At 62.9% G+C, this 21,881-nt stretch carries 20 protein-coding genes; 14 read left to right on the top strand and 6 right to left on the bottom strand.

The annotated features are described in order from the left end of the window. Positions 1–9: 9 nt before the first annotated feature. Positions 10–957, bottom strand: a complete 948-nt coding sequence (locus AC0GNO_RS01120) for a VOC family protein (protein WP_472902650.1) — start codon at positions 955–957, stop codon at positions 10–12. Positions 958–1,073: 116 nt separating this feature from the next. Further along, on the bottom strand, positions 1,074–1,301 hold the full coding sequence (locus AC0GNO_RS01115) for a ferredoxin (RefSeq protein ID WP_472902649.1): 228 nt from the start codon (positions 1,299–1,301) through the stop codon (positions 1,074–1,076). Positions 1,302–1,640: 339 nt separating this feature from the next. On the opposite strand from AC0GNO_RS01115, the gene AC0GNO_RS01110 reads away from it, so the two are divergent. After that, complete coding sequence (locus AC0GNO_RS01110) at positions 1,641–2,465, top strand: IclR family transcriptional regulator (protein WP_472902648.1); 825 nt, start codon at positions 1,641–1,643, stop codon at positions 2,463–2,465. A 38-nt stretch (positions 2,466–2,503) separates the two neighbouring features. Here AC0GNO_RS01110 and AC0GNO_RS01105 read toward each other — a convergent pair whose 3' ends face one another. Together AC0GNO_RS01105 and AC0GNO_RS01100 are read right to left on the bottom strand one after the other, a co-directional pair. Next, positions 2,504–4,153, bottom strand: a complete 1,650-nt coding sequence (locus tag AC0GNO_RS01105) for an AMP-binding protein (protein WP_472902647.1) — start codon at positions 4,151–4,153, stop codon at positions 2,504–2,506. Positions 4,154–4,155: 2 nt separating this feature from the next. Beyond that, entirely contained in the window at positions 4,156–5,139 is a 984-nt protein-coding gene (locus AC0GNO_RS01100) for a Bug family tripartite tricarboxylate transporter substrate binding protein (RefSeq protein ID WP_472902646.1), read from the bottom strand. A gap of 610 nt (positions 5,140–5,749) precedes the next feature. On the opposite strand from AC0GNO_RS01100, the gene AC0GNO_RS01095 reads away from it, so the two are divergent. From AC0GNO_RS01095 to AC0GNO_RS01050, 10 genes are all read left to right on the top strand, one after another. Beyond that, on the top strand, positions 5,750–6,721 hold the full coding sequence (locus tag AC0GNO_RS01095) for a Bug family tripartite tricarboxylate transporter substrate binding protein (RefSeq protein ID WP_472902645.1): 972 nt from the start codon (positions 5,750–5,752) through the stop codon (positions 6,719–6,721). A gap of 25 nt (positions 6,722–6,746) precedes the next feature. Continuing rightward, the gene (locus AC0GNO_RS01090) at positions 6,747–7,700 is read left to right on the top strand and encodes a porin (RefSeq protein WP_472902644.1); all 954 of its coding nucleotides are present in this window, start codon (positions 6,747–6,749) and stop codon (positions 7,698–7,700) included. A 309-nt stretch (positions 7,701–8,009) separates the two neighbouring features. After that, entirely contained in the window at positions 8,010–9,317 is a 1,308-nt protein-coding gene (locus tag AC0GNO_RS01085) for an amidohydrolase family protein (protein ID WP_472902643.1), read from the top strand. A gap of 36 nt (positions 9,318–9,353) precedes the next feature. Beyond that, positions 9,354–10,523 carry an acyl-CoA dehydrogenase family protein gene (locus tag AC0GNO_RS01080; protein ID WP_472902642.1) on the top strand — a complete coding sequence of 390 codons (1,170 nt, stop codon included), beginning with the start codon at positions 9,354–9,356 and terminating at the stop codon, positions 10,521–10,523. 9 nt (positions 10,524–10,532) lie between these two features. Continuing rightward, on the top strand, positions 10,533–11,648 hold the full coding sequence (locus tag AC0GNO_RS01075; RefSeq protein ID WP_472902641.1) for an acyl-CoA dehydrogenase family protein: 1,116 nt from the start codon (positions 10,533–10,535) through the stop codon (positions 11,646–11,648). Further along, complete coding sequence (locus tag AC0GNO_RS01070; protein WP_472902640.1) at positions 11,645–12,460, top strand: crotonase/enoyl-CoA hydratase family protein; 816 nt, start codon at positions 11,645–11,647, stop codon at positions 12,458–12,460. The genes AC0GNO_RS01075 and AC0GNO_RS01070 overlap by 4 nt, the downstream gene beginning before the upstream one ends. A gap of 29 nt (positions 12,461–12,489) precedes the next feature. Next, on the top strand, positions 12,490–13,614 hold the full coding sequence (locus AC0GNO_RS01065) for an acyl-CoA dehydrogenase family protein (protein WP_472901382.1): 1,125 nt from the start codon (positions 12,490–12,492) through the stop codon (positions 13,612–13,614). Between the two features lie 26 nt (positions 13,615–13,640). Continuing rightward, entirely contained in the window at positions 13,641–13,961 is a 321-nt protein-coding gene (locus AC0GNO_RS01060; protein WP_472902639.1) for a 2Fe-2S iron-sulfur cluster-binding protein, read from the top strand. A 48-nt stretch (positions 13,962–14,009) separates the two neighbouring features. Further along, positions 14,010–15,197 (top strand): MFS transporter, encoded by a 1,188-nt coding sequence (locus tag AC0GNO_RS01055; RefSeq protein ID WP_472902638.1) that lies wholly within the window; start codon positions 14,010–14,012, stop codon positions 15,195–15,197. Between the two features lie 56 nt (positions 15,198–15,253). Continuing rightward, positions 15,254–15,667 carry a VOC family protein gene (locus tag AC0GNO_RS01050; protein ID WP_472902637.1) on the top strand — a complete coding sequence of 138 codons (414 nt, stop codon included), beginning with the start codon at positions 15,254–15,256 and terminating at the stop codon, positions 15,665–15,667. Here AC0GNO_RS01050 and AC0GNO_RS01045 read toward each other — a convergent pair. Together AC0GNO_RS01045 and AC0GNO_RS01040 are read right to left on the bottom strand one after the other, a co-directional pair. Beyond that, positions 15,664–16,443 carry an SDR family oxidoreductase gene (locus AC0GNO_RS01045; RefSeq protein WP_472902636.1) on the bottom strand — a complete coding sequence of 260 codons (780 nt, stop codon included), beginning with the start codon at positions 16,441–16,443 and terminating at the stop codon, positions 15,664–15,666. The two genes, AC0GNO_RS01050 and AC0GNO_RS01045, sit on opposite strands and share 4 nt — an antisense overlap. A gap of 219 nt (positions 16,444–16,662) precedes the next feature. Further along, a complete protein-coding gene (locus AC0GNO_RS01040; RefSeq protein ID WP_472902635.1) occupies positions 16,663–17,937 on the bottom strand; it encodes a cytochrome P450 in 1,275 nt (424 codons plus the stop codon). 249 nt (positions 17,938–18,186) lie between these two features. Here AC0GNO_RS01040 and AC0GNO_RS01035 point away from each other — a divergent pair, with 249 nt between their 5' ends. The 3 genes from AC0GNO_RS01035 to AC0GNO_RS01025 are packed head-to-tail and all read left to right on the top strand — an operon-like array spanning position 18,187 to position 21,875. Beyond that, positions 18,187–18,912: a hypothetical protein gene (locus AC0GNO_RS01035; RefSeq protein ID WP_472902634.1), complete on the top strand. Its 726-nt coding sequence runs from the start codon at positions 18,187–18,189 to the stop codon at positions 18,910–18,912. A gap of 43 nt (positions 18,913–18,955) precedes the next feature. Beyond that, a complete protein-coding gene (locus tag AC0GNO_RS01030; RefSeq protein WP_472902633.1) occupies positions 18,956–20,533 on the top strand; it encodes a phytoene desaturase family protein in 1,578 nt (525 codons plus the stop codon). 52 nt (positions 20,534–20,585) lie between these two features. Next, positions 20,586–21,875 (top strand): cytochrome P450, encoded by a 1,290-nt coding sequence (locus AC0GNO_RS01025; protein ID WP_472901390.1) that lies wholly within the window; start codon positions 20,586–20,588, stop codon positions 21,873–21,875. The last annotated feature ends 6 nt before the right edge of the window (positions 21,876–21,881 follow it).

Raw genomic sequence — 21,881 nt, 5'->3', positions numbered from 1 at the left:
AGGCGACTATCAACTCCGCTTGTATTTGGCCAACAACTCGGGCTCCAGAAGCTCTTCGGGTGTGCGCACGCTCGGGCCAAGGATCGGACCGACCACTTCGTGCCCCCAGGTGCTCAGCTTCTCGGGATTCAGCTCAAAGCCATCGTCGTGCCAGGGTTCCAGTTCGGTGATGGTTTCAAACGCAAAACCACCCGGGGTGAAATGGTAGAAGGAGGCATGCGGGTCCTGCGAATGTTGACCCAGTGTCATCATCATCGGGATCGCGCGTTGCTTGACGATGTCGTAAGTTTCACCGACATCGCGCAGGCTTTTCACAAACAGTCCCACGTGCTGGACGCCCATTTTTCCCGGGCCATAGCCATACGCGATATCGTGGCTGGTATAGCTGTTCAGCTTGGAGCGATAAAACGCCGTTTGGCCTTTTCCAGCGCCAGGACCATAGTAGTGAAAGCCCATCAGCTTGATGAAAAATTCCTGCAGCTCGGGTGGCCATTCCGGCGTGATCACGACCAGATGACCCATCCCTCGGACACCCGCCACAAACCCCCCGTGAGGACGGCCTGGTGTGAATGAACGGGGCATCCACTTCTGACCATGAAACATCTCATGCTGGTAGCCCACCGGGTCGCGAAAGCGAAACACGCCCTTGACGCCGCGCTGTTCGCACAGCGCCGCATCACCCAGGGTGACCTCCACGCCATGCTCCTGAAAGCGGGTGATGGCGGCCTCGAACTCGATCTTGCCTTTGGCTTCCCAACCGATGTAGGCCAGGCGATCCACCTTGCCGGGATGGAAGGCAAACCGGTGTCGGCGGTCGTCCGTGCGGAAGTACAGCGAATCCGGATCAGACGCTGGGGATTGCCCGATCTGGAACCCCATGACCTGCGGTCCGTACGCCCGCCACTCCTCCACCTTGGTGGTCTCGAAGCCCAGGTACCCGATGCCAATGATGTCCATGTTGATGTTGTCCAGTTAACTAAAGGGGCCGATGCGCAGCAGAAGAGGTCATGAGCACGGTTAGGCGCGAAGGCGAGCGGTTCACGGCACCCGGCGCTGCCGCCATCCCGACACGTTCAAGACGGAATCTCTTCAATGACCAGCGCTTCTGCGGGGCACGCTGCGGCCCCTTCTTTCGCCTCTTCCTCCAGGCCCCCAGGGATGATCTCAGTGTCCACAAACACCAGACCGTTTTCGTCGAGCTTGTACACCTCCGGGCAGAGCTGGGCACACAGCCCGTAGCCGCAACAACGGCTGCGGTCAACGATGACGCGAAGTGTTGGGGATATTCCGTTGGAACTCATGGCATGTCCTTCAAATGGTGTGGCAAGCCCTGTTTGGCCTGCACATGGCTACGTATATGCACATTATTCAATAAAGTGTCAATTTTAAAATCAGGGTTCTCCCTAGATCAAGCTTGTCCAGCCAAGGGGTCTCGCACAAAGTCCGCCTCCGGAAGCGCGCGCATCGAAGGCAGGGGTTTTCCCGATCTCCGGACAAGACGCAACTCCATACAGAATGCGTTTCGCCATTTAGAATGACTTGCGACACAAAGCTGTTGAAAGTTTGTTACCCCGCGTCGCTCCTGCACTTTTCAAGCAGCAGCCCCATTCAATACACAACGGGACAATATGGAATCCGCAGTGACCGAGGACAAAGCCACGCCGGACGGAGACCGGACCTTGGCCGACATCGCTAAAAAATCCGGTCCTGGCCATGGCGTGATCGTGAAGCCCGTGGTCAATGCCGTGGGGATACTTCGATACCTCGCGCACAAGGGAGCACCAGAACGCGCGGCAGACATTGCCCGGCACCTGGAGATCAACCCCAGCACCTGCTTCAACATTCTTCGGACCCTGGTGTCGGAAGATGTGGTCGATTTCAACCCGCTGTCGAAAACCTACTCAGCCGGGCTGGGGCTGGCCCGCCTGGCCGAGCAGCTGGTGACGCAGGGTCAGCGTGTGCAACTGGCGTTGCCCTTCATGCGGGAACTGGCCATCGAGCGCGGCATCACCGTCACGCTCTGGCGCCGCATGGGCAACGATCGGATCGTGCTCGTCAGCTCTGAGTCAAGCCCTACAGATCTGCACATCTACATGCCTCTGGGCCAGCGCCTCCCCATTGTGATGGGCGCCAGCGGCCGGCTTTTCGTCGGGCGGATGAACCTCTCAGAAGACGACCTGAGCGCCGAGTTCGCCAACATCCGCTGGGCACGCCCCTTGTCCTTCAAGGAGTACCTTGCCCAGGTGCACCTGGCCCAACGCTGCGGCTGGGCGGTGGACGACGGCTATTTTTCCGAGGGTGTGCTGGCCATCGCAGCCCCTGTGTGCGACGCCTCCCACAACATCGCCTACACGGTGTCGGCCGTCATGATCCGAAGCCAGACCGGGGACACCGAAGCGAGGATCAGGGTTCTGGGCGAGTCACTGAAAGAATTGGGCAAACGGCTGGAGTCTGTCCTGTTCTGAGGGCAGATCTTCCCAGCGCCAACGGGTTGACGCCCGAATCAAGGCGCCATGGAGGCCGCTGGCAAGGCACCCGCCAACGGCTTCAACCGCCCATCCAGCAGCGCCTGTCGCGCGGCTGCGCGGCCCACCTTCCCTGCATCGGTACGAGGAACGTGTGCCAACAGCAGGTGTTTGGGTCGTTTGAACGACGCCAGATGCTGCGAGCAGTAACCGATCAATTCGGCCTTCAATGCTTCCAGTGCGTGCGCTGACGTTTGCTCGCCCGGATCCACCAGTGCGCACACGGTCTGGCCCCATTCGGCATCGGGAAGGCCAAACACCACGGCGTCGGTCACTCCCGGGTGTTGCATCAGCACGGCCTCGATCTCGGCTGGGTAGATGTTGACGCCGCCGGACAGAATCAAATCGGAACGGCGGTCACAGAGGTAGAGCCAGCCTGCTTCGTCCAGGTAGCCGTGGTCGCCTGCGGTGAACATGTCTCCCCGTTTGACCGCGCGGGTTTTTTCCGGGTCGTTGAAATACTCGAAGTCAAAGCCGTCGTTCATGTAGATCAGCCCGGGTTCGCCAACGGGGAGTTCATTCCCGTTGTCGTCCAGGATGGACAGCCTGCTGAATGGGTAGCGACGCCCCACCGTTCCGGGGTGCCGGAGCCAGTCGTCACTGCTGACGTACGTGCCCCCGCCTTCGCTGCACGCGTAGTACTCGTGGAGGATGGGGCCGAGCCACTCGATCATCCGGCGCTTGGTGTCGGGAGGGCAAGGCGCCGCCGCGTGGATCACCACCTTGAGGGACGACAGGTCGTGCCGGCGGCGGACCGCCTCGGGCAGCTGAAGCAAGCGATGGAACAGGATCGGCACCAGCTGGACGCTGTCCACCCGTTCGCGCTCGATCAGGGCGAGCACACGCTCGCTGTCCCATTTCTCGACCAGCACGACGCGGTGCCCCAGGTGCAGCATCTGGACCGCGCGCGAGCCGGGCGCGGCATGGTAGAGCGGCGTGCAGACCAGATGCACGCCGTCGCCGGCGCACAGACCAAACATGGCCGAATACCTTGGCAAGGTCCGGGCCAGGGCTTCTTCCGGCATCCAGCCCGTGAGCGGCCGCCGAACGCCTTTGGGATGGCCCGTGGTGCCGGACGAATAGAACATCACGCTGCCCGCCAGACGGTGATCGGGCGGGCCATCGGACTGTCCATCCAACAGCGGTTGCAGATCCAGAAAACCCGGGATGCTGCCTGCGACCGCGAGGCATGCCTGCGGCGGCGACCCAACCAGTTGAACGGCCTGACGGGCCGCACTGGCAAAGCGGTGATCGGCCATCAAGGCCCGGCTGTGGCTGTTGGACAGCAGGTAGGCCAGCTCCGCAGCGGTCAAGTGCCAGTTCAGCGGAACCAGGTAGGCCCCGATCTGCGAAATGGCCAATGCGCTGCACAGCCACTCACGGGTGTTCGGCAACATCACCGCCACAGCATCGCCGACGCCCACACCGCAGGCGCGAAGGACCTTCGAGAGGCGATCCACCCGCAGGCGCATTTCGCCGAAGGTGGTGCTGCCGTCTGCGTCCACGATCGCCATGCGCTTGGGGTGGCGTTCTGCGATCTGCCAGAAACCCAGCGCCCCGTCGCACAGGTAGCTGGGATCGATGTCCAGCACCGACGTGGCGCTGACCGGGCCAGCCCTTTCCAGCATGGTCACTCCGGCGTGATGCCAGCCGCCCGGATGGCCTGAGCCCACGCCACCGTGTCCCGTTTTTGCATGGCCGCCAGTTGCTCGGGCGTGCCGAGAAGAGGCTGAAGGCCAATGCCGGTGATGAAGGCCTGGCCCTCGGGCGACTCCAGCACCTCATTGATCAGCCGGTTGAACCGCTGCACAGCGAATGCCGGGGTCCCCGCCTTGCCATAGAGCGCCAACCAGGCGGACACGTCGAAATCGGGAACGCCCAGTTCCGAGAGCGTCGGGATGTCGTTGGCAGCAGATATCCGGCTGCGCGTCGTCACGGCGAGCGCACGCAGGCGGCCTGAGCGCACGTGCGGCAGGTACCCCTGTGGGTCACCGAACGCGAAGTCAAGGTGCCCACCCACGACATCGGCCACCACCTGTGGCAAGGCCTTGTAGGGCACAAAAGTGGCCTGAAGGCCTGTGCGCTGCTTCAGGATTTCACCCGCCATCCGGCCGGCAATGGCGGAACTCCCGTAGTTCAGCTGCCCCGGCCGCGCTTTGACATGCGCGACGAATTCCTGGAACGTGGTCACCGGCACACGGGTGGGATTGACCACCAGGATGTAGGGAACGGTGGCCATCGAGGCGATCGGCGCAAAGTCCTTGTCCGGATCAAAAGGGAGCGATTTGTACAGACTGACGTTGGCTGCGTGGGTTGATGAGCCCGTCATCAAGAACTGATGATCGTCGCCCTTCATGCGGGTGAGCGCCTCGGCGGCGATGTTTCCACCCGCGCCGGGCTTGTACTCGATCACGAACACCATGTTGGGATGGCGCTTCTTGATTTGTTCGGTGCAGAAGCGAATCAGCCCGTCGATGGCGCCACCGCCAGCGTAGGCCACGGTGATCGAGACGGGTTTGGTCGGCCAGACCTCTTGGGCACGAACAGCGGGGAGAAAGGCGGGAAACACGCTGACCGCCAGACCCAGAAATTGACGCCGGGGCAGGTGATGCATCTCGGTACCTTCGTTGTTTGCGATGAAGTGGTTTGCAAAGGCAGACACAAGGCGGACCCTCGACGCCCTATCAGTGGCCCGGGCCTCGCGGGCCCGTCGGATTCATCGGAACCCTGGGGAGATCACCACCCACACATGGCTTAAGGGCGTGGAAAGGTGTTGGTGTGCAGGGTCGATCTGGGCGGTCTGATGACCAGCCTCCACGCTGAAATGCCAGAGCGCGGCAGCGACCACGGCCAAGCTCAGAACCATCGTGAGAGTCAAAGTTGCAGGGCTCATATTGTCTCCAAGGCAAGGTCCTCGGCGGGCAGGACGGTTGTGGCTTAGAAATATTTCTATCCACTTTTTCGAAAAGTGTACTAATTCGATCGCTACGCGTCAAAGCCAAATAGAGCCAACTTGGCTCTTTGTGTGCAACTTAAGGGAAAACACCGAGGCGCCGCATTCGGCTGGGTCGACGGTTCTCGCGCCTCGACCCTGTCAACGCGCTTCCTTGCGGAAGCACACAAAGGACCAAGGGTCAACCCCAATTCTCATGCGAGCACAACAGCCCCAAAATCCAATTTATTCTATATACAGAATTCAATTCTTTATTCAACATGGAGATGTAATGAAAAATGTTCAAACCTTGTCCAAGGCGCTCGCACTGACGTGCTTCCTTCTGGGCATTGGGGCCTCGGCTGCAGCCGAATTTCCAGAAAGACCCATCAGCATCGTGGCCCCGTTCACTGCGGGTTCCGCACCGGACGTCTACACCCGCGCACTGGCCACGGAGCTGTCAAAAGCAGCGGGGGTGCCTGTGGTTGTAGAAAACCGCCCGGGTGGCAGCTCCGGAATTGCCGCCCAACTTGTTGGATCTGCGAAGCCGGATGGATACCGCTTGCTGATTTCGGGGAATGTGGCATTCACCGGTAACCCGCACGTGATCAAGTCCTTGCCCTACGACCCCATCAACGGCTTCGTTCCTTTGACGACGCTTTCCAAAGGCCCCATGTACCTGTACGCCAATCCGGACAAGGTCAAGGCGGGTTCAGCCAAGGAACTTCTTCAGCAACTCAAGAGCGATCCCGGAAAGTTCACGTTCGGATACACGAGTATCACCAGCCGATTGCCGGCGGAAGTGCTGCAACAGACCGCAGGGGTGAAGGTGGTGGGAGCTGCTTATAAAAGTGGTGCATCAATGATGCCGGACCTGATGAGCGGTGTGATTGACTTCATGTTCACCGACTTTTCAGCGTGGACCTTTGTCAGCTCCGGAAAACTCAAGTCACTGGGCGTGACTGCTGACGTCAGAAGCCCGCTCGCGCCAGACCTGCCAACCTTCCAAGAAAACGGAATCCAAGGCATGGATATCAGTTTCTGGCTGGCGGCCTATTTGCCAGCCAAGACACCCCAGCCAGTGGTGGAAAAAATGTACGCCTTGCTGGTGCAGGCCAACAAGACTCCAGCGGTGCAAGCCGCGATGAAGGCATCTGGCACGTTTGAGTTCATCCAACCGCTGGGACAGCTTGAGAAGTACCAGGCAAAAGAACGCGAACAGTGGGGACAGATCATCCGGGCCGCCGGCATTCAACCTGAATAACGTCAACAACACACTTGGAAAAAGCATGAAAAACGCCTTCAAACCTCTTTCTCTGGCCATCTTGGCGCTGACCTCAACCACCGCGTTCTCACAATCGAGTGTCACCTTGTTCGGGAAAATTGACTCTGGACTGGTTCGCGCGATTGGGTCAGAAAAGACCGTCCTCGGAGAAGGCGCTCAAAGTCGTTTCGGTTTCAGGGGGGTCGAAGACCTTGGTCAGGGCATGAAAGTGTCCTTTGCACTCGAGAACCGGTTTCGGTCCAACAGCGGCGAGCTGACTGCTGTCCGGTTCTTCCAAGGACAGGCGATCCTTGCAATCGAAGGGGGTTGGGGCCGCGTGGCTCTCGGGCGAGACTATGTGGCGGGCTATCTAGAAAGTCAGATCACGCCAGATCCATTCATCCATACAGGCGTCTCTTCTATGGTCGCCATCGGCACCGGTGGCATTGGTACCGTCCGCAACGACGGCGCCATCACCTACAAACACAAGCTCGGTGATTTCGGGTTCTCGGTCCAGTCAGCCTCGGCGGTGAATCCCAACAGCACCACGCTGCCAGCCCCGGCGGCTGAAGATCGGCCACTCAGCGCACACCTTGACTACAAGGCAGGCCCCATCTATTTGGCCTTCAGCCATGAGAATCCCGGCGGAATCAACGATGTATGGAGTTTCCTTGCCGCTCGCGCGGCGATGGGTGCATGGACGCTCTCCGCTGGCTTCGGCACAGGCGATGACAACACAGGTAACAAGCGCAAAAGCTACATGCTGGGCGCTGCCATGAAAACAGAGTCCGGCCGACTCAAGATCGCGTACGGACAACTGAAGAACGACACGGCCAGCAAAGTTTTGAACAAAAAGTTCGCTTTTGGCTACAACCACGACCTGTCAAAACGGACATTCCTCTATGCCAACGTCGCAAGAGATCAAGTCGCGGTATCCAACAAGACGGGTTTTGACATCGGGATGCAGCACAACTTCTGAGGTCGTCGCATCTGTCCTTCGGTCATCCACGCACACCGCCCAAGGCGATCAGCCATTGGTCAAGCCCCTCACCCCCACCGAGAAGGATGACGCGGATCTCCCAGGGGATGAGGCTTCGGGAAAGAGTGAATGACGGGCAGACTTGAGCAAAAGTTCATGCCTAGGTGTATTCCCTAGGTTCAACCACAAATCAAAGTCATATATGAACAGTTTTATTGATTTTGTTCATATTTTGATCTAGCATCTACCACTTGCCCAAACACCCGATTCACTCTGGATCAGGTCAGATCACCACCCACAGGAGACATGATGAAACTCGAAGACCTCATCCTCGTCAGCGTTGACGACCACGCCATTGAACCGCCGAACGCATTTGCACGCCACATGCCCGCGAAGTACAAGGGGCGAGAGCCCCATGTCGAACAACACAAGGGCCGTGATGTGTGGGTGTTCGAAGAAAAGGCCACGGGTTACATGGGCCTGAACTCAGTGGTCGGTCGCCCCAAAGAGGAATACGGCATGGAGCCGTTGGGCTACGAACAGATGCGCCGCGGCACCTGGGATATCAAGGCCCGTGTGGACGACATGAACGCCAACGGCGTGCTGGGCTCCATGTGCTTCCCCACCTTCCCTGGCTTCGCTGGACAGCGGTTTCAGAGCTACGACGACCGGGGTGTCTCACTGGCCGCCATCCAGGCCTACAACGACTGGCACCTGCAGGACTGGTGCAACGCTGCCCCCGGCCGCTTCATCCCGCTGATGATGGTGCCCTGGTTCGACATGCAGGCCGCTGCCGCCGAAGTCGCACGCATGGCCAAGCTGGGTGTGCATGCGGTGACCTTCTCCGACAACCCCACCGTGCATGGATACCCCTCCATCCACAACAGCCACTGGGACCCGCTGTGGAAGGCCTGCGCAGACAACGACGTCGTGATTTGCTGCCACATCGGTACCGGTGCGAAAGCCGCCCACGCTTCGGACGAATCTCCGATTGACGCATGGATCACCTCGATGCCGATCTCGATCGCCAACTCGGCCGCCGACTGGATCTGGGCACCCATGTGGAAGAAATTCCCCAAACTGCGCATGGCCCTGTCCGAGGGTGGCATCGGCTGGATTCCCTACCTGCTGGAGCGCGCCGACTTCACGCACAACCACCACAACGCCTGGACCAACTCCAACTTCGACGGCAAAAAGCCCAGCGACATCTTCAACAAGCACATCATCACCTGCTTCATCGAAGACTCGTTTGGCCTGAAGAACCTGGATTCCATCAACGTGGACATGGCCTGCTGGGAATGCGACTACCCGCACTCGGACTGCACCTGGCCAGAATCGGCCGATGTGTTCTGGCGACAGGCCGGCCACCTGAGCGACGAGATCATCAACAAGATCACGCACCTGAACACGATGCGCGAGTTTTCCTACGACCCCTTCTCCATCCTGGGTCGCGAAAACTGCACCGTCGGGGCGCTGAAAGCGCAAGCCAAACACGTGAGCATCGAGCCAGCCTGCGGCATGGGCGGCGCGGCACCTCTTCGTGAACTGGAAAAACCGGTGACCTCGGGCGACATCAACCGGATGTTTGCCGCCGCCGACGCCCAGACCGCGCTGTAAACCGCACCCGAACTCACCCAGAAAACCTGGCATCCCATGGCGCTTGCATCTTTTCAATACCACCGCGTACCTGCAGAAGCCGAGCCGCTCCGTGCCGATGTCAGGCGCTTTCTGGCCACCGCGCTGAAGGACCGCAGTGCCCTTCGCCGTGCCGATTCGTGGATGGGTGCCGACCCGGCGTTCAGCCGTGAGCTGGGGCGCCGAGGCTGGCTGGGCATGGCCCTGCCGCGCGAGTACGGCGGGCACGATGCAGGTCCCTGGGCCCGCTACGTCGTGATCGAAGAGTTGCTCGCCGCCGGAGCGCCCGTGTCGGCACACTGGATCGCTGATCGCCAGAGTGGCCCATTGATCTTGCGCTACGGCACCGAAGCCCAGCGCCAGAAATACCTGCCAGGGATCTGCAAAGGCGAGGTCTATTTCTGCATTGGCATGAGCGAGCCCAACTCGGGCTCCGACCTCGCGTCCATCCGCAGCCGCGCGGTTCGTGATGAAGCGGCCGGCGACGGCAGCTGGCGGGTGACGGGCCAGAAGGTCTGGACCACCAACGCCCACCATGCGCACTACATGATTGCCCTGGTGCGCACGGGAGCCCCAACCAGCGAAAAGGCCGCGCGCCACGAGGGCATGTCGCAGTTCATCATCGACCTGAAGGCGCCCGGTGTCATGGTGCGCCCGATCCGCGATCTGGCCGGGGGCGAACACTTCAACGAGGTCTACCTCGACAACGTCCGGCTGGACGCCGATGCCCTGATCGGCACCGAGGGCCAGGGCTGGGAACAGGTCACCGCCGAGCTCGCCTTTGAGCGCAGCGGACCGGAGCGTTTCCTGAGCAGCATTGCCTTGCTGCACACCTTGATCGACGCGGTCGGCCCCCGACCCGATGCCTTGCAGGCCAACGCTGTGGGACGCCTCAGTGCCCGCCTGGTGGTGCTGCGCCAGATGTCGCTGGCGGTGACGGCCGAGCTGGCCGCAGGCGGCCACCCGGCCTGGGCCGCCTCTTGCCTGAAGGACCTGGGCGCCGCGTTCGAGCAGGAAATTCCCGAGCTCGCCCAACAGGTGCTGGACGTGGCGCCCGCCGTGGACGGCGGCAGCGACCACGCGCAGGTGCTGGCGGCCCTGATGCAGATGGCGCCCTCTTTCTCGCTGCGTGGGGGCACACGCGAAATCCTGCGCGGCATCATTGCCCGTGGCCTTGGACTGCGTTGAGAACACACCATGCGCGAACTGTTTGAATCCACCATCGAGCGGCTGCTGGCCGATCTGGTCACACCGGAACTGATCCGCCGCTGCGAGGCGGGCCATTGGCCCACAGAACTGTGGGCAGCCATCGAAGCATCGGGCTTTGCCGTGGCCGCCGCACCAGAAGCGCTGGGCGGGTCCGACGCCACCTGGGGCGACCTGTACGGCGTCGTGAAGGCCGCCGGGCGCCACAACCTGCCGCTGCCCCTGCCCGAGACCATGCTGGCCAACTGGCTGCTGGGCCAGTGTGGCCTGGAGGCGCGCAACGAACCGCTGGGCATCGCCATGCGGAGCACGCTGAGCCTGGACCATGCGGCCACCAGCGGGGCCTTCTATGACATGCCTTGGGTCGCGCCCGCAGACACACGCGTCCACGGCGTTCTGTTCGATGTGCCCTGGGGTCGTGATGTGAGCCATGTGGTGGCCGTCATCCCTGGCGAAAGAACCACGCTGGTGGTGTTGGCGCGCAGCGACGCCGAGATCAGCACCAAACGCAACACCGCCGGCGAACCGCGCGACGACCTCAGTTTCAAGAACGCAGTCCCCATCGCCACCGCGACCCTGCCCAGGCACTTGAGTGACGATGTGCTCTGGTGGGGCGGCTCCCTGTTGCGTACGGCCCAGATGGCCGGCGCGCTCGAAACCACGCTGGACCTGAGCACCCGTTACGCCACGGAGCGCGTGCAGTTCGGAAAACCCATCAGCGCGTTTCAGGCCATCCAGCACCAGCTGGCGCAAATGGCGCAGCAGACCGGCAGCGCCATCGTCAGTGCGGAGGCCGCTTTCGCCGAGTCGGGTGAGCAACTGGCGGCCTGGCAGATCGCTGCGGCCAAGGTCTGCGGCGCCGAAGCCGCCGGCACGGTGGCCGCCATGGCACACGCGGTGCACGGCGCCATTGGCTTCACCCATGAACACGCCTTGCAGCTGGGCACCCGCCGCCTCTGGGCCTGGCGCAGCGAATTCGGCAACCTGGGCCATTGGGCCCAGCGCTTGGGCCGGGCGGTGGCCCAGGGTGGCGCTGCCTCGCTGTGGCCTGCCGTCACCAGTGGCCAACTGGCCGCCTTGACCTCACCCCGGACGGACACACCATGAGCCAGCAGACCCCCTCCCCTTTCTTGTTGATCGAGCGCGAAGGCGCCGTGCTGACGGCGCGCCTGAACCGGCCCGAGACCCGAAACGCCCTGACCGATCCGGCGCACATGAACGAACTGGTGGACCTGTGCCGACAGATCCGCAGCGACCACAGCATCAAGGTGCTGGTGCTGACCGGCGAAGGCAGCGCCTTCTGCGCCGGTGGCAATGTGAAAGACATGCAGCAGCGCGGCGGCATCTTCGCCGGCAGCCCCTACCAGGTGCGCGACAGTTACCGGGACAGCATCCAGCGCATTCCATTGGCGCTGTACGAGCTCGACGTGCCGGTGATCGCCGCCGTGAACGGCCCGGCCATTGGCGCGGGCCTCGACCTGGCCTGCATGTGCGACATCCGCATCGCAAGCGACAAGGCCCTGTTTGCCGAGAGCTTTGTCAAGGTGGGCATCGTGCCGGGCGACGGCGGTGCCTGGTTGCTGCCGCGCGTGATCGGCATGCCCAAAGCCAGCCTGCTGGCCTTCACCGGCGACATGATCGACGCGGCCAAGGCGCTCGCCTGGGGGTTGGTCGCTGAAGTGGTGCCGGCCGACCAGTTGATGGTTCAAGCGCAAGCGCTGGCCCAGCGCATCGCGCTCAACCCCTCTCATGCACTGCGACTGACCAAGCGACTGCTGCGAGAAGGGCAGCATGTGCGCCTCGACACCTTGCTGGAACTCTCGGCCGCCTACCAGGCCTTGGCCCACCACACCGACGACCACCTCGAAGCCGTCAACGCCTTTCTGGACAAGCGCCCTGCGCAGTTCACTGGCCGTTGATGGCAAGAACCCACAGCCAGGACATTTCCATGCGCCCCGTATTCCGCGAAGACCACGAACAGTTCCGTGAACAGGCCCGCCGCTTCATTGACCGTGAAATCGTGCCCCACCTGCACACCTGGGAGTCTGAGGGCATCGTGCCCAAGAGCCTCTGGATCAAGGCCGGCGAAGCCGGCTTGTTGTGCTCCACGGTGCCCGAAGCCTACGGGGGCGCGGGCGGTGACTTCGGCCATTCCGCCGTGATGATCGAAGAGCTGGCACGCGTGAACGCCACCGCGGTCGGCTTCACCACGCACTCGGAAATCGTGGCGCCCTACATCGTGGCCTACGGCACCGAAGCGCAAAAGCAGCGCTGGCTGCCCAGGATGGTCAGCGGCGAGATGGTGGGCGTGATCGCCATGAGCGAACCCGGCGTGGGCAGCGACCTGCGCAGCATGCGCACCGCCGCCGTGCGCAACGCCGACAGCTACACCATCAACGGCCAGAAAACCTTCATCACCAACGGCGGCAACGCGGACCTGGCGGTGACGGCCACCAAGCTGGACCCCGCCGCCAAAGAGCTGACGCTGATCTGCGTCGAGACCGACCAGCCCGGTTTCTCCAAGGGCCGCCTGCTCGAAAAAATCGGGTTGAAGGGCCAGGACACGTCCGAGCTGTTTTTCGACAACGTGTCGGTTCCGCTGGAGAACCGCCTCGGCGAAGAGGGACAGGGCTTCAAGTACCTGACCCACCAACTTGCCTGGGAACGCACCATCATCGGCATCCGCGCGGCGGCCTCGATCGAGTCCCTGATTGACCAGACGGTCCAGTACACGCGCGACCGCAAGGTGTTCGGCAAGACGGTGTTCGACTTTCAGAACACCAAATTCAAGCTCGCCGAATGCAAGGCCCAGGCCACCATGTTGCGCGTGTTCGTCGACGACTGCCTTGCGAAAGCGATGCGGGGCGAACTCAGCGCCGAGGTCGGCGCCATGTGCAAGCTCATGGGCTCGGAGATGCAGGGAAAAATCCTTGACGAGCTGCTGCAACTGCACGGCGGTTACGGCTTCATGAGCGAGTACATGATCAGCCGCGCCTGGGTCGATGCCCGGGTGGCCCGCATCTACGGCGGCACCAGCGAGATCATGAAAGAGATCATCAGCCGATCGCTGTGACTCCCCCTTTATTTCAGGAAACACCCATGCCACACATCATCTGCATCACCCCCGACGGCAAGCAAACCGAACTGCAGGTCGCCGAAGGCACCAGCGTGATGCAAGCCGCGCTGGCCAACGGCCTTCCGGGCCTCAACGCCGACTGTGGCGGTGCCTGCCAGTGCGCGACCTGCCACGTGTACGTGGAGCAGCCCTGGGCCGATCACCTGGCCGCCGTGGGTGACACCGAAGACGCCATGCTGGACTGCACCGGCGAGCCCCGCCAGCCCAACAGCCGGCTGTCCTGCCAGTTGATGGTCACCGCCGCGCTGGACGGCATGGTGGTGCGCCTGCCTGCCATGCAGTAACCCCCGATCACCCCCCGATCAGGGTTCGGTCGCGGCCGAGGCCCCCACATGAGCGAACCAGCGGCATCTCCCGGGCGGATCAACCTCGGGATCGTTTCCATTGTCTGTTTCAACTTCGCGTCCTACGTCTGTAACGGGCTGCCGCTCGCGGTGCTGCCCGGTTATGTACTGAACGACCTGAACCTGGGTCCCGTGTTTGCCGGGTTGGTGATCGGCGTGCAATACATGGCCACCTTGTTGTCGCGCCCGCTGGCGGGTCAGCTGGCCGACCGATGGGGTTCCAAACGCGTGGTGCTGTACGGCCTCGGCGGACTGGTGCTCAGCGGGGTGTTGACCAGCCTCGCGATCTTTCTTCATGCCCAACTCTGGCTCGGCACAGGGCTGCTGCTGGCGGGACGAGTGGTTCTGGGCGTCTCTTCTGCCCTGATATCGACACCCTGTTGCACCTGGGCCATCGGCCTGTACGGCAACCAGAACACGGCCCGCGTGATGTCGTGGAACGGCATCGCCGCCTACGGCGGAACCGCGCTGGGTGCCCCCTTGGGCGTGCTCGTTCGCGATGGAACGCACCTGATCGGCATCGGACTGAGCACCGCCCTGCTCGGCCTTCTGGCCTTGCTGTTCGCCTCGACCCGACCAGCGGCACCCATCGTGTCGGGCGCCCGGCAACCGTTCCACCATGTGTTCCTGGCGGTCATGCCCAACGGCATCGCCATGGCCTGCAGCTCCGTGGGTTTTGGCGGTCTCACCGCCTTCATCGCGCTCTATTTCAACAGCCTTGGGTGGGACAACGCCGCCTACTGCCTGACCAGTTTCGGTGTGGCGTTCATCGTCGCCCGACTGGCCACCCCCAACTTGCTGCCGCGGTTCGGCGGCTACCGGGTGGTGGCTGTGTGCATGCTCGTCCAGAGCTTAGGCTTGCTGCTGATATGGCAGGCCCCATCGCCCGAGCTGGTGATGCTCGGTGCCGGGTTGACCGGCATCGGTGTGTCCTGGGTCTACCCGGGTCTGGGCGTGGAGACCCTGGAACGCACACCCCCTGCCAACCGCGGTGCGGCGCTCAGCGCCCTGTCGCTGTTCTTCGATCTGGCGGTGGGCCTTGCCGGACCGTTGATGGGCTTGATCGCCTCGGGTTGGGGTTACGCCGAGGTGTTTCTGGTCTCGGGGCTGCTGGGCATCGCGGGCTTCCTGTTGGTGATGCAGCTTCGTCGAACCGCTCACCGTTCCAGCGCATGAACGCACCTCACCGCATACCCCTGTTCCGTGAACCTGCATGTTCCAAGGAGCCCGTTGTGATCCAGCGCCCCGACCACTTCACCATCGTAACCGACCAGCTGGAGGCCACCCGCAGCTTCTACGTCCACCTGCTCGGCATGCGCGAGGGCCCGAGGCCCCCGTTCCCGGTGCCCGGGCTCTGGCTCTACGTGCACGACCACCCCGTCCTGCACGTGGTGGAGGTAAATCAGATGCCCACGCCACGGCGGGGTGCGCTCGACCACATGGCCTATTGGGCCGAAGAACTGACGAATACCGTCGCCAGCTTGCGTTTGCACGGTGTGCAACTGCGGTTGATCCGTTCGCCGGGCGCGAGCAGGACGTGGCAGCTGTTTTTCAACGACCCCAACGGCGTTGAAGTTGAACTGGATTTTGCGGAAACCGAAACGCCGCCCGAAGACTGGAAAACACTATCTGCTCCGCTTCGTTAAATCAGTCCTTCGTAGCTGCCGCCGTCCACCTGAAGGTTCTGGCCACTGATGTAGCCCGCCTGCGCCGAACACAAAAACGCGCAGGCATCCGCCAGCTCTTCGGGCCGGCCAAATCGCCTGGCGGCGACCGGCTTGAGCAGTTCGGCGCGCGCTTGTTCCAGGGACATCTGCCTCCGCTCGGCCAGTTGACCGGTCATGTACTGGATGCGATCGGTCTCGATGCGTTCGGGCAGCAGGTTGTTGATGGTGACGTTGTCGCGCACCACCTCGTTGGACATCGCCTTCGAGAAAGCGGTCAGGCCCGCGCGCGAAGCGGTGGAAAGACCGAGCATCAGCTTGGGTGACTTCACCATGGCCGACGTGATGTTGACGATGCGCCCGAAGCGGCGCTCCCGCATCCCGGGCACCACCGCCTGAATCAGCAGAATGCCGCTGAGCATGTTGCCCTCGACGGCGTCGATCCAGGTGGCGTGGTCCCACTGCCCGGCCTCACCGGGCGCCGGCCCGCCGTTGTTGGTCACCAGGATGTCGGGCGCCGGGCAGGCGGCCAGCAGCGCCGTGCGCCCGGCATCGGTGCTCACGTCCGCCACCACCACCTCAGGTGGCCGGCCCGACATCGCCTCGATCTCCGCAGCGGTCGCACGCAGCGTGTCGGCGTGGCGGCCATTGATGACCACCCGACAGCCTTCGCGTGCGAGCGCCACGGCACAAGCCTTCCCGAGCCCCCGCGACGAAGCGCAGACGATGGCCTTTCGGCCCACAATCCCCAGGTCCATCGGTATGCCTTATTCGAGCTTGCCCATGCGCCGGACCGCCTGGGTCAGGCGTGCCGCATCCAGGTCCCAAACGGTCTTGAACTCGGGCACGCCCAGGTAGGCCAGGAATCCTCGGCCTTGATCATTGCCTGCTTGAATTCGACATGCTCGGCGGCCATGCGAGGCACTCGCAACCGGCCGATGTCGGCGGGATATCTGGAGCGAATTTCTCATGAAAGTTCAGTCCCAGACCACATGCAGTTCATGCGGCCCCCGCAGCTGCGCCCCGGTGATCTTGGGAGCGGGCTTCGTGGGGTCCAGCCGCAGGTTGGGCATCAGGTCCAGCACGGCATTGAGCGCCACCTGCATCTCGGTCTTGGCGATGAACTGGCCGATGCACATGTGCGGGCCAAAGCCAAAGCCAAACGCAGGTTTGGGCTTGCGGTCGATGTCGAACTGGTCCGCGTTCTCGAAGGCATCTTCATCGCGGTTGGCCGACATCACGATGGCCTGCACCATGGCGCCCTTGGGGATCTTCACGCCGCCGATTTCCAGATCCTGCGCGGCTTGACGCACCTTGAAGGTGGCCACAGGCTCGAACCGCACCGCCTCATCGATCGCTTTGCCGACCAGACTGCGGTCGTTGCGAACGCGTTCCAGAAGCTCCGGGCGCTCCAGCAGCAACACCAGCAGCGAACCAAAGGTGCGCGTGGTGGTTTCTCCGGCGGCTGGCAGCAGCGATCGCACAAAGGTGGTGATCTCGTGGTCGTCGAGTTGGTGCCCTTCGTACTCGGCACGGATCAGCCTGCTGATCAGGTCCTCGCCCGTCGCACCCGCGGCTCGCACCTGAACCACCGCTTCCTTGACAGCGTCGTAAAGCTGCCTGGCGGCTTCCATGGCCGCGCCCCGCGCCTGGGCCGCCTTTTCAGGATCGACCTGAGGGCCTGCCAGGATCGCCAGCGCCCACGCCGCGACCTGCTTCACGCGTTCAGGATCGTTCTCCGGGAAACCGATCAGCGAATAGATCAGGCGGATCGGGAAGTGCAGCGCGAAGTCCATCAGATCGGCCTGTTTGCTGGCGGCCAGGGGCAGCAGGTACTCGTTGCGGACGATGGCGTCCATCTTCGGCTTCCAACGGTTCACCACATCGGGCATGAAGATCGGCTGCAGCAACGCACGCGCCTTGCGGTGCTCTTCACCGTCCATGCCGGTCAGGATCAGGCCGTCAAAAAAAGCTCCCAGCCCTTCCGCGATGAAGCCGCTGGTGAAGTTGGTCGCATCCCGAAGCACGGCCATCACATCGCGGTACTTGAAGACGGTGAAAGTGGGGCGCTTCGCGTCCAGCCCCGCGATGTTGGGAACACCGAGCCCCGCCATGAAGTTACCTTCCATCACGGGTGAGTCGCGGCGCATGGCCACGTACACCGCGTTGAGGTCGACATCAGAACCCCGGTAGTTGTCTGCGACGCCCGCAAAGGCCTTCTCAAGGCTGCTGGTGGTGGTGGTGATGGTCATTTCAGGCTTCCTGCCCGGCCTTCACAGGCGCGTAGGACATCGATTTATTTATGAACAGTTTTCAAAATTCTGCACTACTTAACACGAAACCACAAGCGGGTAAACCTGCAACGAATCATAGTAAACACCTATGTCACTCTGGTTTTAATATGATCACAATCACAATATCTGTTCAATATTAACTCGACCTGCTCCAGCAGGACTCGAACCTGGTTCAGCTCAAGACATCCACCGCGCCACCCGAAGACCATGAACGCCCGCCCGGTCCACCTCGAACCACCTGAGGTCGAACAGCCTGAAGCCGATCACCGCCACCGCGTGGCGCGCGAGCGCCGTGCCCGTATGCGGGAGCGCCTGATCGCAGCGACCATGGATGTCTATAGACAGAGCACCGGGGGACGCCGCCCGGTGATCGACGACGTGATCCGTGCGGCCGATGTCTCGCGCGGCACTTTCTACAAGTACTTCGACACGCTGGACGAGGTGCTGACCGAGATAGGCCACAGCGCCGCAAGCGAGATGCTGCTCAGCTACGACCGCCTGTTCGGACCGCTGGAGGATGGCGCGGTGATGCTGGCCACGGGCCCGCTGATGGCCCTGGCTCGCGCAGCCATGGACCCTGCTCACGGCGCCATCATTTCGCACGCCGACATGGTCGACCGTATCAGCGGCGACGATCCCCGGCGCCAGCAGGTGTACCGCAGCCTGAACCGTGGGCGCGATCAAGGCATCTTTGAATTCGGCGCCATCGAGGCCGCCTTCGACCTGGTGATCGGCACCAGCATCGAAGGGGCCAGGCGCATATCCCGAACCGGCCAGCTCGACGGTGCCTGCATCCGCGAGACCGTGGTCATGCTGCTGCTGGGCCTGGGCATGAAGCGGCCCGCCGCGCGCCGCGCCGTCGACTCCGCCTGGCAGCTGCTGCAAGGCGCCTCCGAACACCTGCACTGGTGGAAGCCGGTCAACCCCGTCTGAATCCGCCCTTCCGCGAATCTGCCCCTTTCCCACTGGAACCTGAATGAGCACGAACACCCCTTACGACGCCATCGTCATTGGCGGAGGCCACAACGGACTGGCCTCTGCCTGCTACCTCGCCGCCGAGGGCCGCAAGGTCGTCGTGCTCGAATCCCTCGCCAAAGTCGGCGGAATGGCCTCGTCGGGCTACCTCATCCCCGAGGCGCCCAAGCACCTGGTGCACCCCTGCGCGCTGGACCTGATGTCGCTGCGCGTGCACCCCATGATGCCGCTCGAACTGCAGCTGGAACGGCATGGTTTTCGCCAGACCGAAATGGACCCCGGTTATGTGTACCTGCACCCGGACGGCAGCTCGCTGGTGTTCGGCCGCAGTGCGGAGCAGACCGCCGCCGAGATCCGCCGCTTCAGCGAAGCAGACGCCACGGAATTCCTGGCCCTGATGAAGCTGGTGAACACCTTCATCGACCTGGCGATCCCCATGATGCGGGTCGATCCGGCGCAGAAGAACCTGGGGGCGAAATGGCAGGCGCTCAAGGTCTTGATCAAGAACCGGCACATGAAGCCGGAGCTCATGGGCTTGATCGGGAGCCCCGCCTACACCTCGATCATGGAACGCTTCGAGCACCCGGTGACGCAGTCCGCCCTGTGCTGCCTGCTGGGCGCTGCCGGCCCGATCACGGGGGAAGCCACCGGCGTGTATTTCGCTTTGCTGGGCTTCATCCAGCGCTTTGGCCTGGGCCGCGCCGTGGGGGGCATGCAGACGCTGTCCAACGCGCTTGCGGCGCGCTTGACCGAGCTCGGCGGCGAGATCTGGCTCAATGCGCCCGTGGCCGAAATCGTGGCCCACAACGGGGAGGCCCAAGGTGTCCGTCTTGCCAGTGGTGAGGTGCTGAAATCACGCAGCGTGATCGCTGCGGTGCACCCCAAAGTGGCGCTGCACATGGTGACGCCCGGCGCCGTCGAGCGTCGCTACCTGACGCGGGTCGATCTGGCCCCCGCCAACGGCCATGGCGGTTCGCCCATGAAGATCGACATCGCGCTCAGCGGTCAGGTGCGCGCGAGCCGTCACGAGACCCTGCGCAGCGACGGGCTGAGCCTGCGCAAGAGCGTGCTGCTGATCGGCACCGTGGAGGCGGTGCTCGACAACTTCAAATGCGCCGCCCGCGGCGAAGTGTCCCAGCTGCCCTACCTGTGGGCCACGGCGCCTAGCGCGGTCGATCCCACCCAGGCGCCCGAGGGCCAGGACATTGCGTACCTGTACCCGATCGCCATGCCACTGGAACCGCGCGAAGGATGGGATGCCATCCGCAACCAGGTGACCCAAACGGTCATCGACCAGACGGAGGCCTACCTCCCCGGCCTCAAGGCGCTGGAGATCGGTCGGCGCGCGGAGGCCGCGCCAGACTTTTCGAGGCGCTTGAACGTGCCCAACGGCTGCGTGGTGCACATCGACACCGGCGCCTCGCGAACCGGTCTCATGCGCCCCGCCTTCGGGCTGGGTGGCGAGACGCTGCCGGTCAAGGGCCTGTTCTTCGGTGGAGCGGGCATCCATCCCGGTGGCGGCATCAACGGGCTGCCCGGCCGCATCGCGGCGGGCCGCGTGAAACGCTATCTGAAGTAAGTCCGCCATCCCCTGCCTCGAAACCCACTTCCAACCCTGAAGGAGACGCTCCATGAGTACCGCCCCAAAAACCACCACCGAAAACGCCCAGAAGCTCGAAGCCGCCTATGCCAGCGTGTCCGACCTGTACCGCGGCAAGACGGACGACCTTTACGCCGCCTGCCGCGAGATGCGCAAGACCACACGCGTCTACGAAGGAGACTTCATCGCCAAGTTCCTGGGGGTTCCGACCAACGCGGGGCTCCAGACCAAACCGACCTACGCAGTGTTCCAGTACCAGGACGTGATGAACGTGCTCAAGGACGCCAACACCTTCACCAGCGGCTTCATCCTGGAAGGCATGGGCAAGGTGTGGGACGGTCTGATGATCCTCGGCATGGACGGCGATGCCCACCGCAAGGTGCGCTCCCTGCTGCAGCCGGCCTTCATGCCCGAGAACGTGAACAAGTGGCGCCCGAAGATCGACCGGGTCGCGCGCGAGGACTTCCTCATGCCCTTGCTGCCCAACAAAAAAGCCGACCTCATGGAAATGGGCCTGAACTTCCCGGTGCGTGCCATGTACGCCCTTGTCGGCTTCCCGGAAGACAACCCCGATCAGTACAACCAATACGCGGTCTGGGCGCTGTCGATGCTGGCGGCGAACCAGCTGGACAAGGCCAAGGCCGAAGAAGGCCGGCGCATCGCCGCGATTGCCGTCAAGAGCTTGTACGACGCGCTGATGGAACAGGTGAAGCGGCGCCGCGCCGAGGGCGCCACGGGCGACGACCTGATCACCCGCCTGATGAACGCCGAATACGAAGGCCACCAGTTGGATGACCACGAGGTCGCCACCTTCGCCCGCTCCTTGCTGCCCGCCGCCGGCGAAACCACCACACGCACCTTCAGCGCCGCGATGACGTTCCTGCTGACCGTCCCCGGCCTGATCGACCGCGTGCGCAACGACCGCGCCCTGGTGTCCAAGCTGATCGACGAAGCCGTGCGCTTCGAACCCTCTTCCACCTTCAAGGTGCGCGAGACCTCGGCCGATGTGCAGATCGGCGACGTCCTGATCCCCAAGGGCTCGTTCGTGCAGTGCATGGTCGCATCAGCCAACCGCGACGAAAGCGCCTTCGAGAACCCGGACGTGTTCGACATCGACCGCCGCCAGAAACCGTCTTTCGGCTTCGGCTTCGGACCGCACATGTGCATTGGCCAGTTTGTGGCCAAGCTCGAACTGAACTGCGCGATCAACGGCATCCTGGATCTCTTCCCCAATGTGCGGCTCGACCCCGAGCAACCCGCGCCGAAGATCGAAGGCGCCCACCTGCGCGGTGCCAAAAGCGTGCACGTGATCTGGGACTGAGCGAGG

The organism is Hydrogenophaga sp. L310, assembly GCF_055703065.1.
The sequence above is the reverse complement of the archived record's forward strand: the minus strand, read 5'-3'. Positions and strand labels throughout refer to the sequence as shown.

Bases quoted from the DNA above. Each gene is read 5' to 3' on its own strand.
- AC0GNO_RS01045 (WP_472902636.1), bottom strand. From the start codon at position 16,443: ATGGACCTGGGGATTGTGGGCCGAAAGGCCATCGTCTGCGCTTCGTCG.
- AC0GNO_RS01115 (WP_472902649.1), bottom strand. From the start codon at position 1,301: ATGAGTTCCAACGGAATATCCCCAACACTTCGCGTCATCGTTGACCGC.
- AC0GNO_RS01080 (WP_472902642.1), top strand. From the start codon at position 9,354: ATGGCGCTTGCATCTTTTCAATACCACCGCGTACCTGCAGAAGCCGAG.
- AC0GNO_RS01105 (WP_472902647.1), bottom strand. From the start codon at position 4,153: ATGCTGGAAAGGGCTGGCCCGGTCAGCGCCACGTCGGTGCTGGACATC.
- AC0GNO_RS01065 (WP_472901382.1), top strand. From the start codon at position 12,490: ATGCGCCCCGTATTCCGCGAAGACCACGAACAGTTCCGTGAACAGGCC.
- AC0GNO_RS01025 (WP_472901390.1), top strand. From the start codon at position 20,586: ATGAGTACCGCCCCAAAAACCACCACCGAAAACGCCCAGAAGCTCGAA.
- AC0GNO_RS01040 (WP_472902635.1), bottom strand. From the start codon at position 17,937: ATGACCATCACCACCACCACCAGCAGCCTTGAGAAGGCCTTTGCGGGC.
- AC0GNO_RS01095 (WP_472902645.1), top strand. From the start codon at position 5,750: ATGAAAAATGTTCAAACCTTGTCCAAGGCGCTCGCACTGACGTGCTTC.
- AC0GNO_RS01055 (WP_472902638.1), top strand. From the start codon at position 14,010: ATGAGCGAACCAGCGGCATCTCCCGGGCGGATCAACCTCGGGATCGTT.
- AC0GNO_RS01085 (WP_472902643.1), top strand. From the start codon at position 8,010: ATGAAACTCGAAGACCTCATCCTCGTCAGCGTTGACGACCACGCCATT.
- AC0GNO_RS01100 (WP_472902646.1), bottom strand. From the start codon at position 5,139: ATGCATCACCTGCCCCGGCGTCAATTTCTGGGTCTGGCGGTCAGCGTG.
- AC0GNO_RS01070 (WP_472902640.1), top strand. From the start codon at position 11,645: ATGAGCCAGCAGACCCCCTCCCCTTTCTTGTTGATCGAGCGCGAAGGC.
- AC0GNO_RS01060 (WP_472902639.1), top strand. From the start codon at position 13,641: ATGCCACACATCATCTGCATCACCCCCGACGGCAAGCAAACCGAACTG.
- AC0GNO_RS01030 (WP_472902633.1), top strand. From the start codon at position 18,956: ATGAGCACGAACACCCCTTACGACGCCATCGTCATTGGCGGAGGCCAC.
- AC0GNO_RS01075 (WP_472902641.1), top strand. From the start codon at position 10,533: ATGCGCGAACTGTTTGAATCCACCATCGAGCGGCTGCTGGCCGATCTG.
- AC0GNO_RS01120 (WP_472902650.1), bottom strand. From the start codon at position 957: ATGGACATCATTGGCATCGGGTACCTGGGCTTCGAGACCACCAAGGTG.
- AC0GNO_RS01035 (WP_472902634.1), top strand. From the start codon at position 18,187: ATGAACGCCCGCCCGGTCCACCTCGAACCACCTGAGGTCGAACAGCCT.
- AC0GNO_RS01090 (WP_472902644.1), top strand. From the start codon at position 6,747: ATGAAAAACGCCTTCAAACCTCTTTCTCTGGCCATCTTGGCGCTGACC.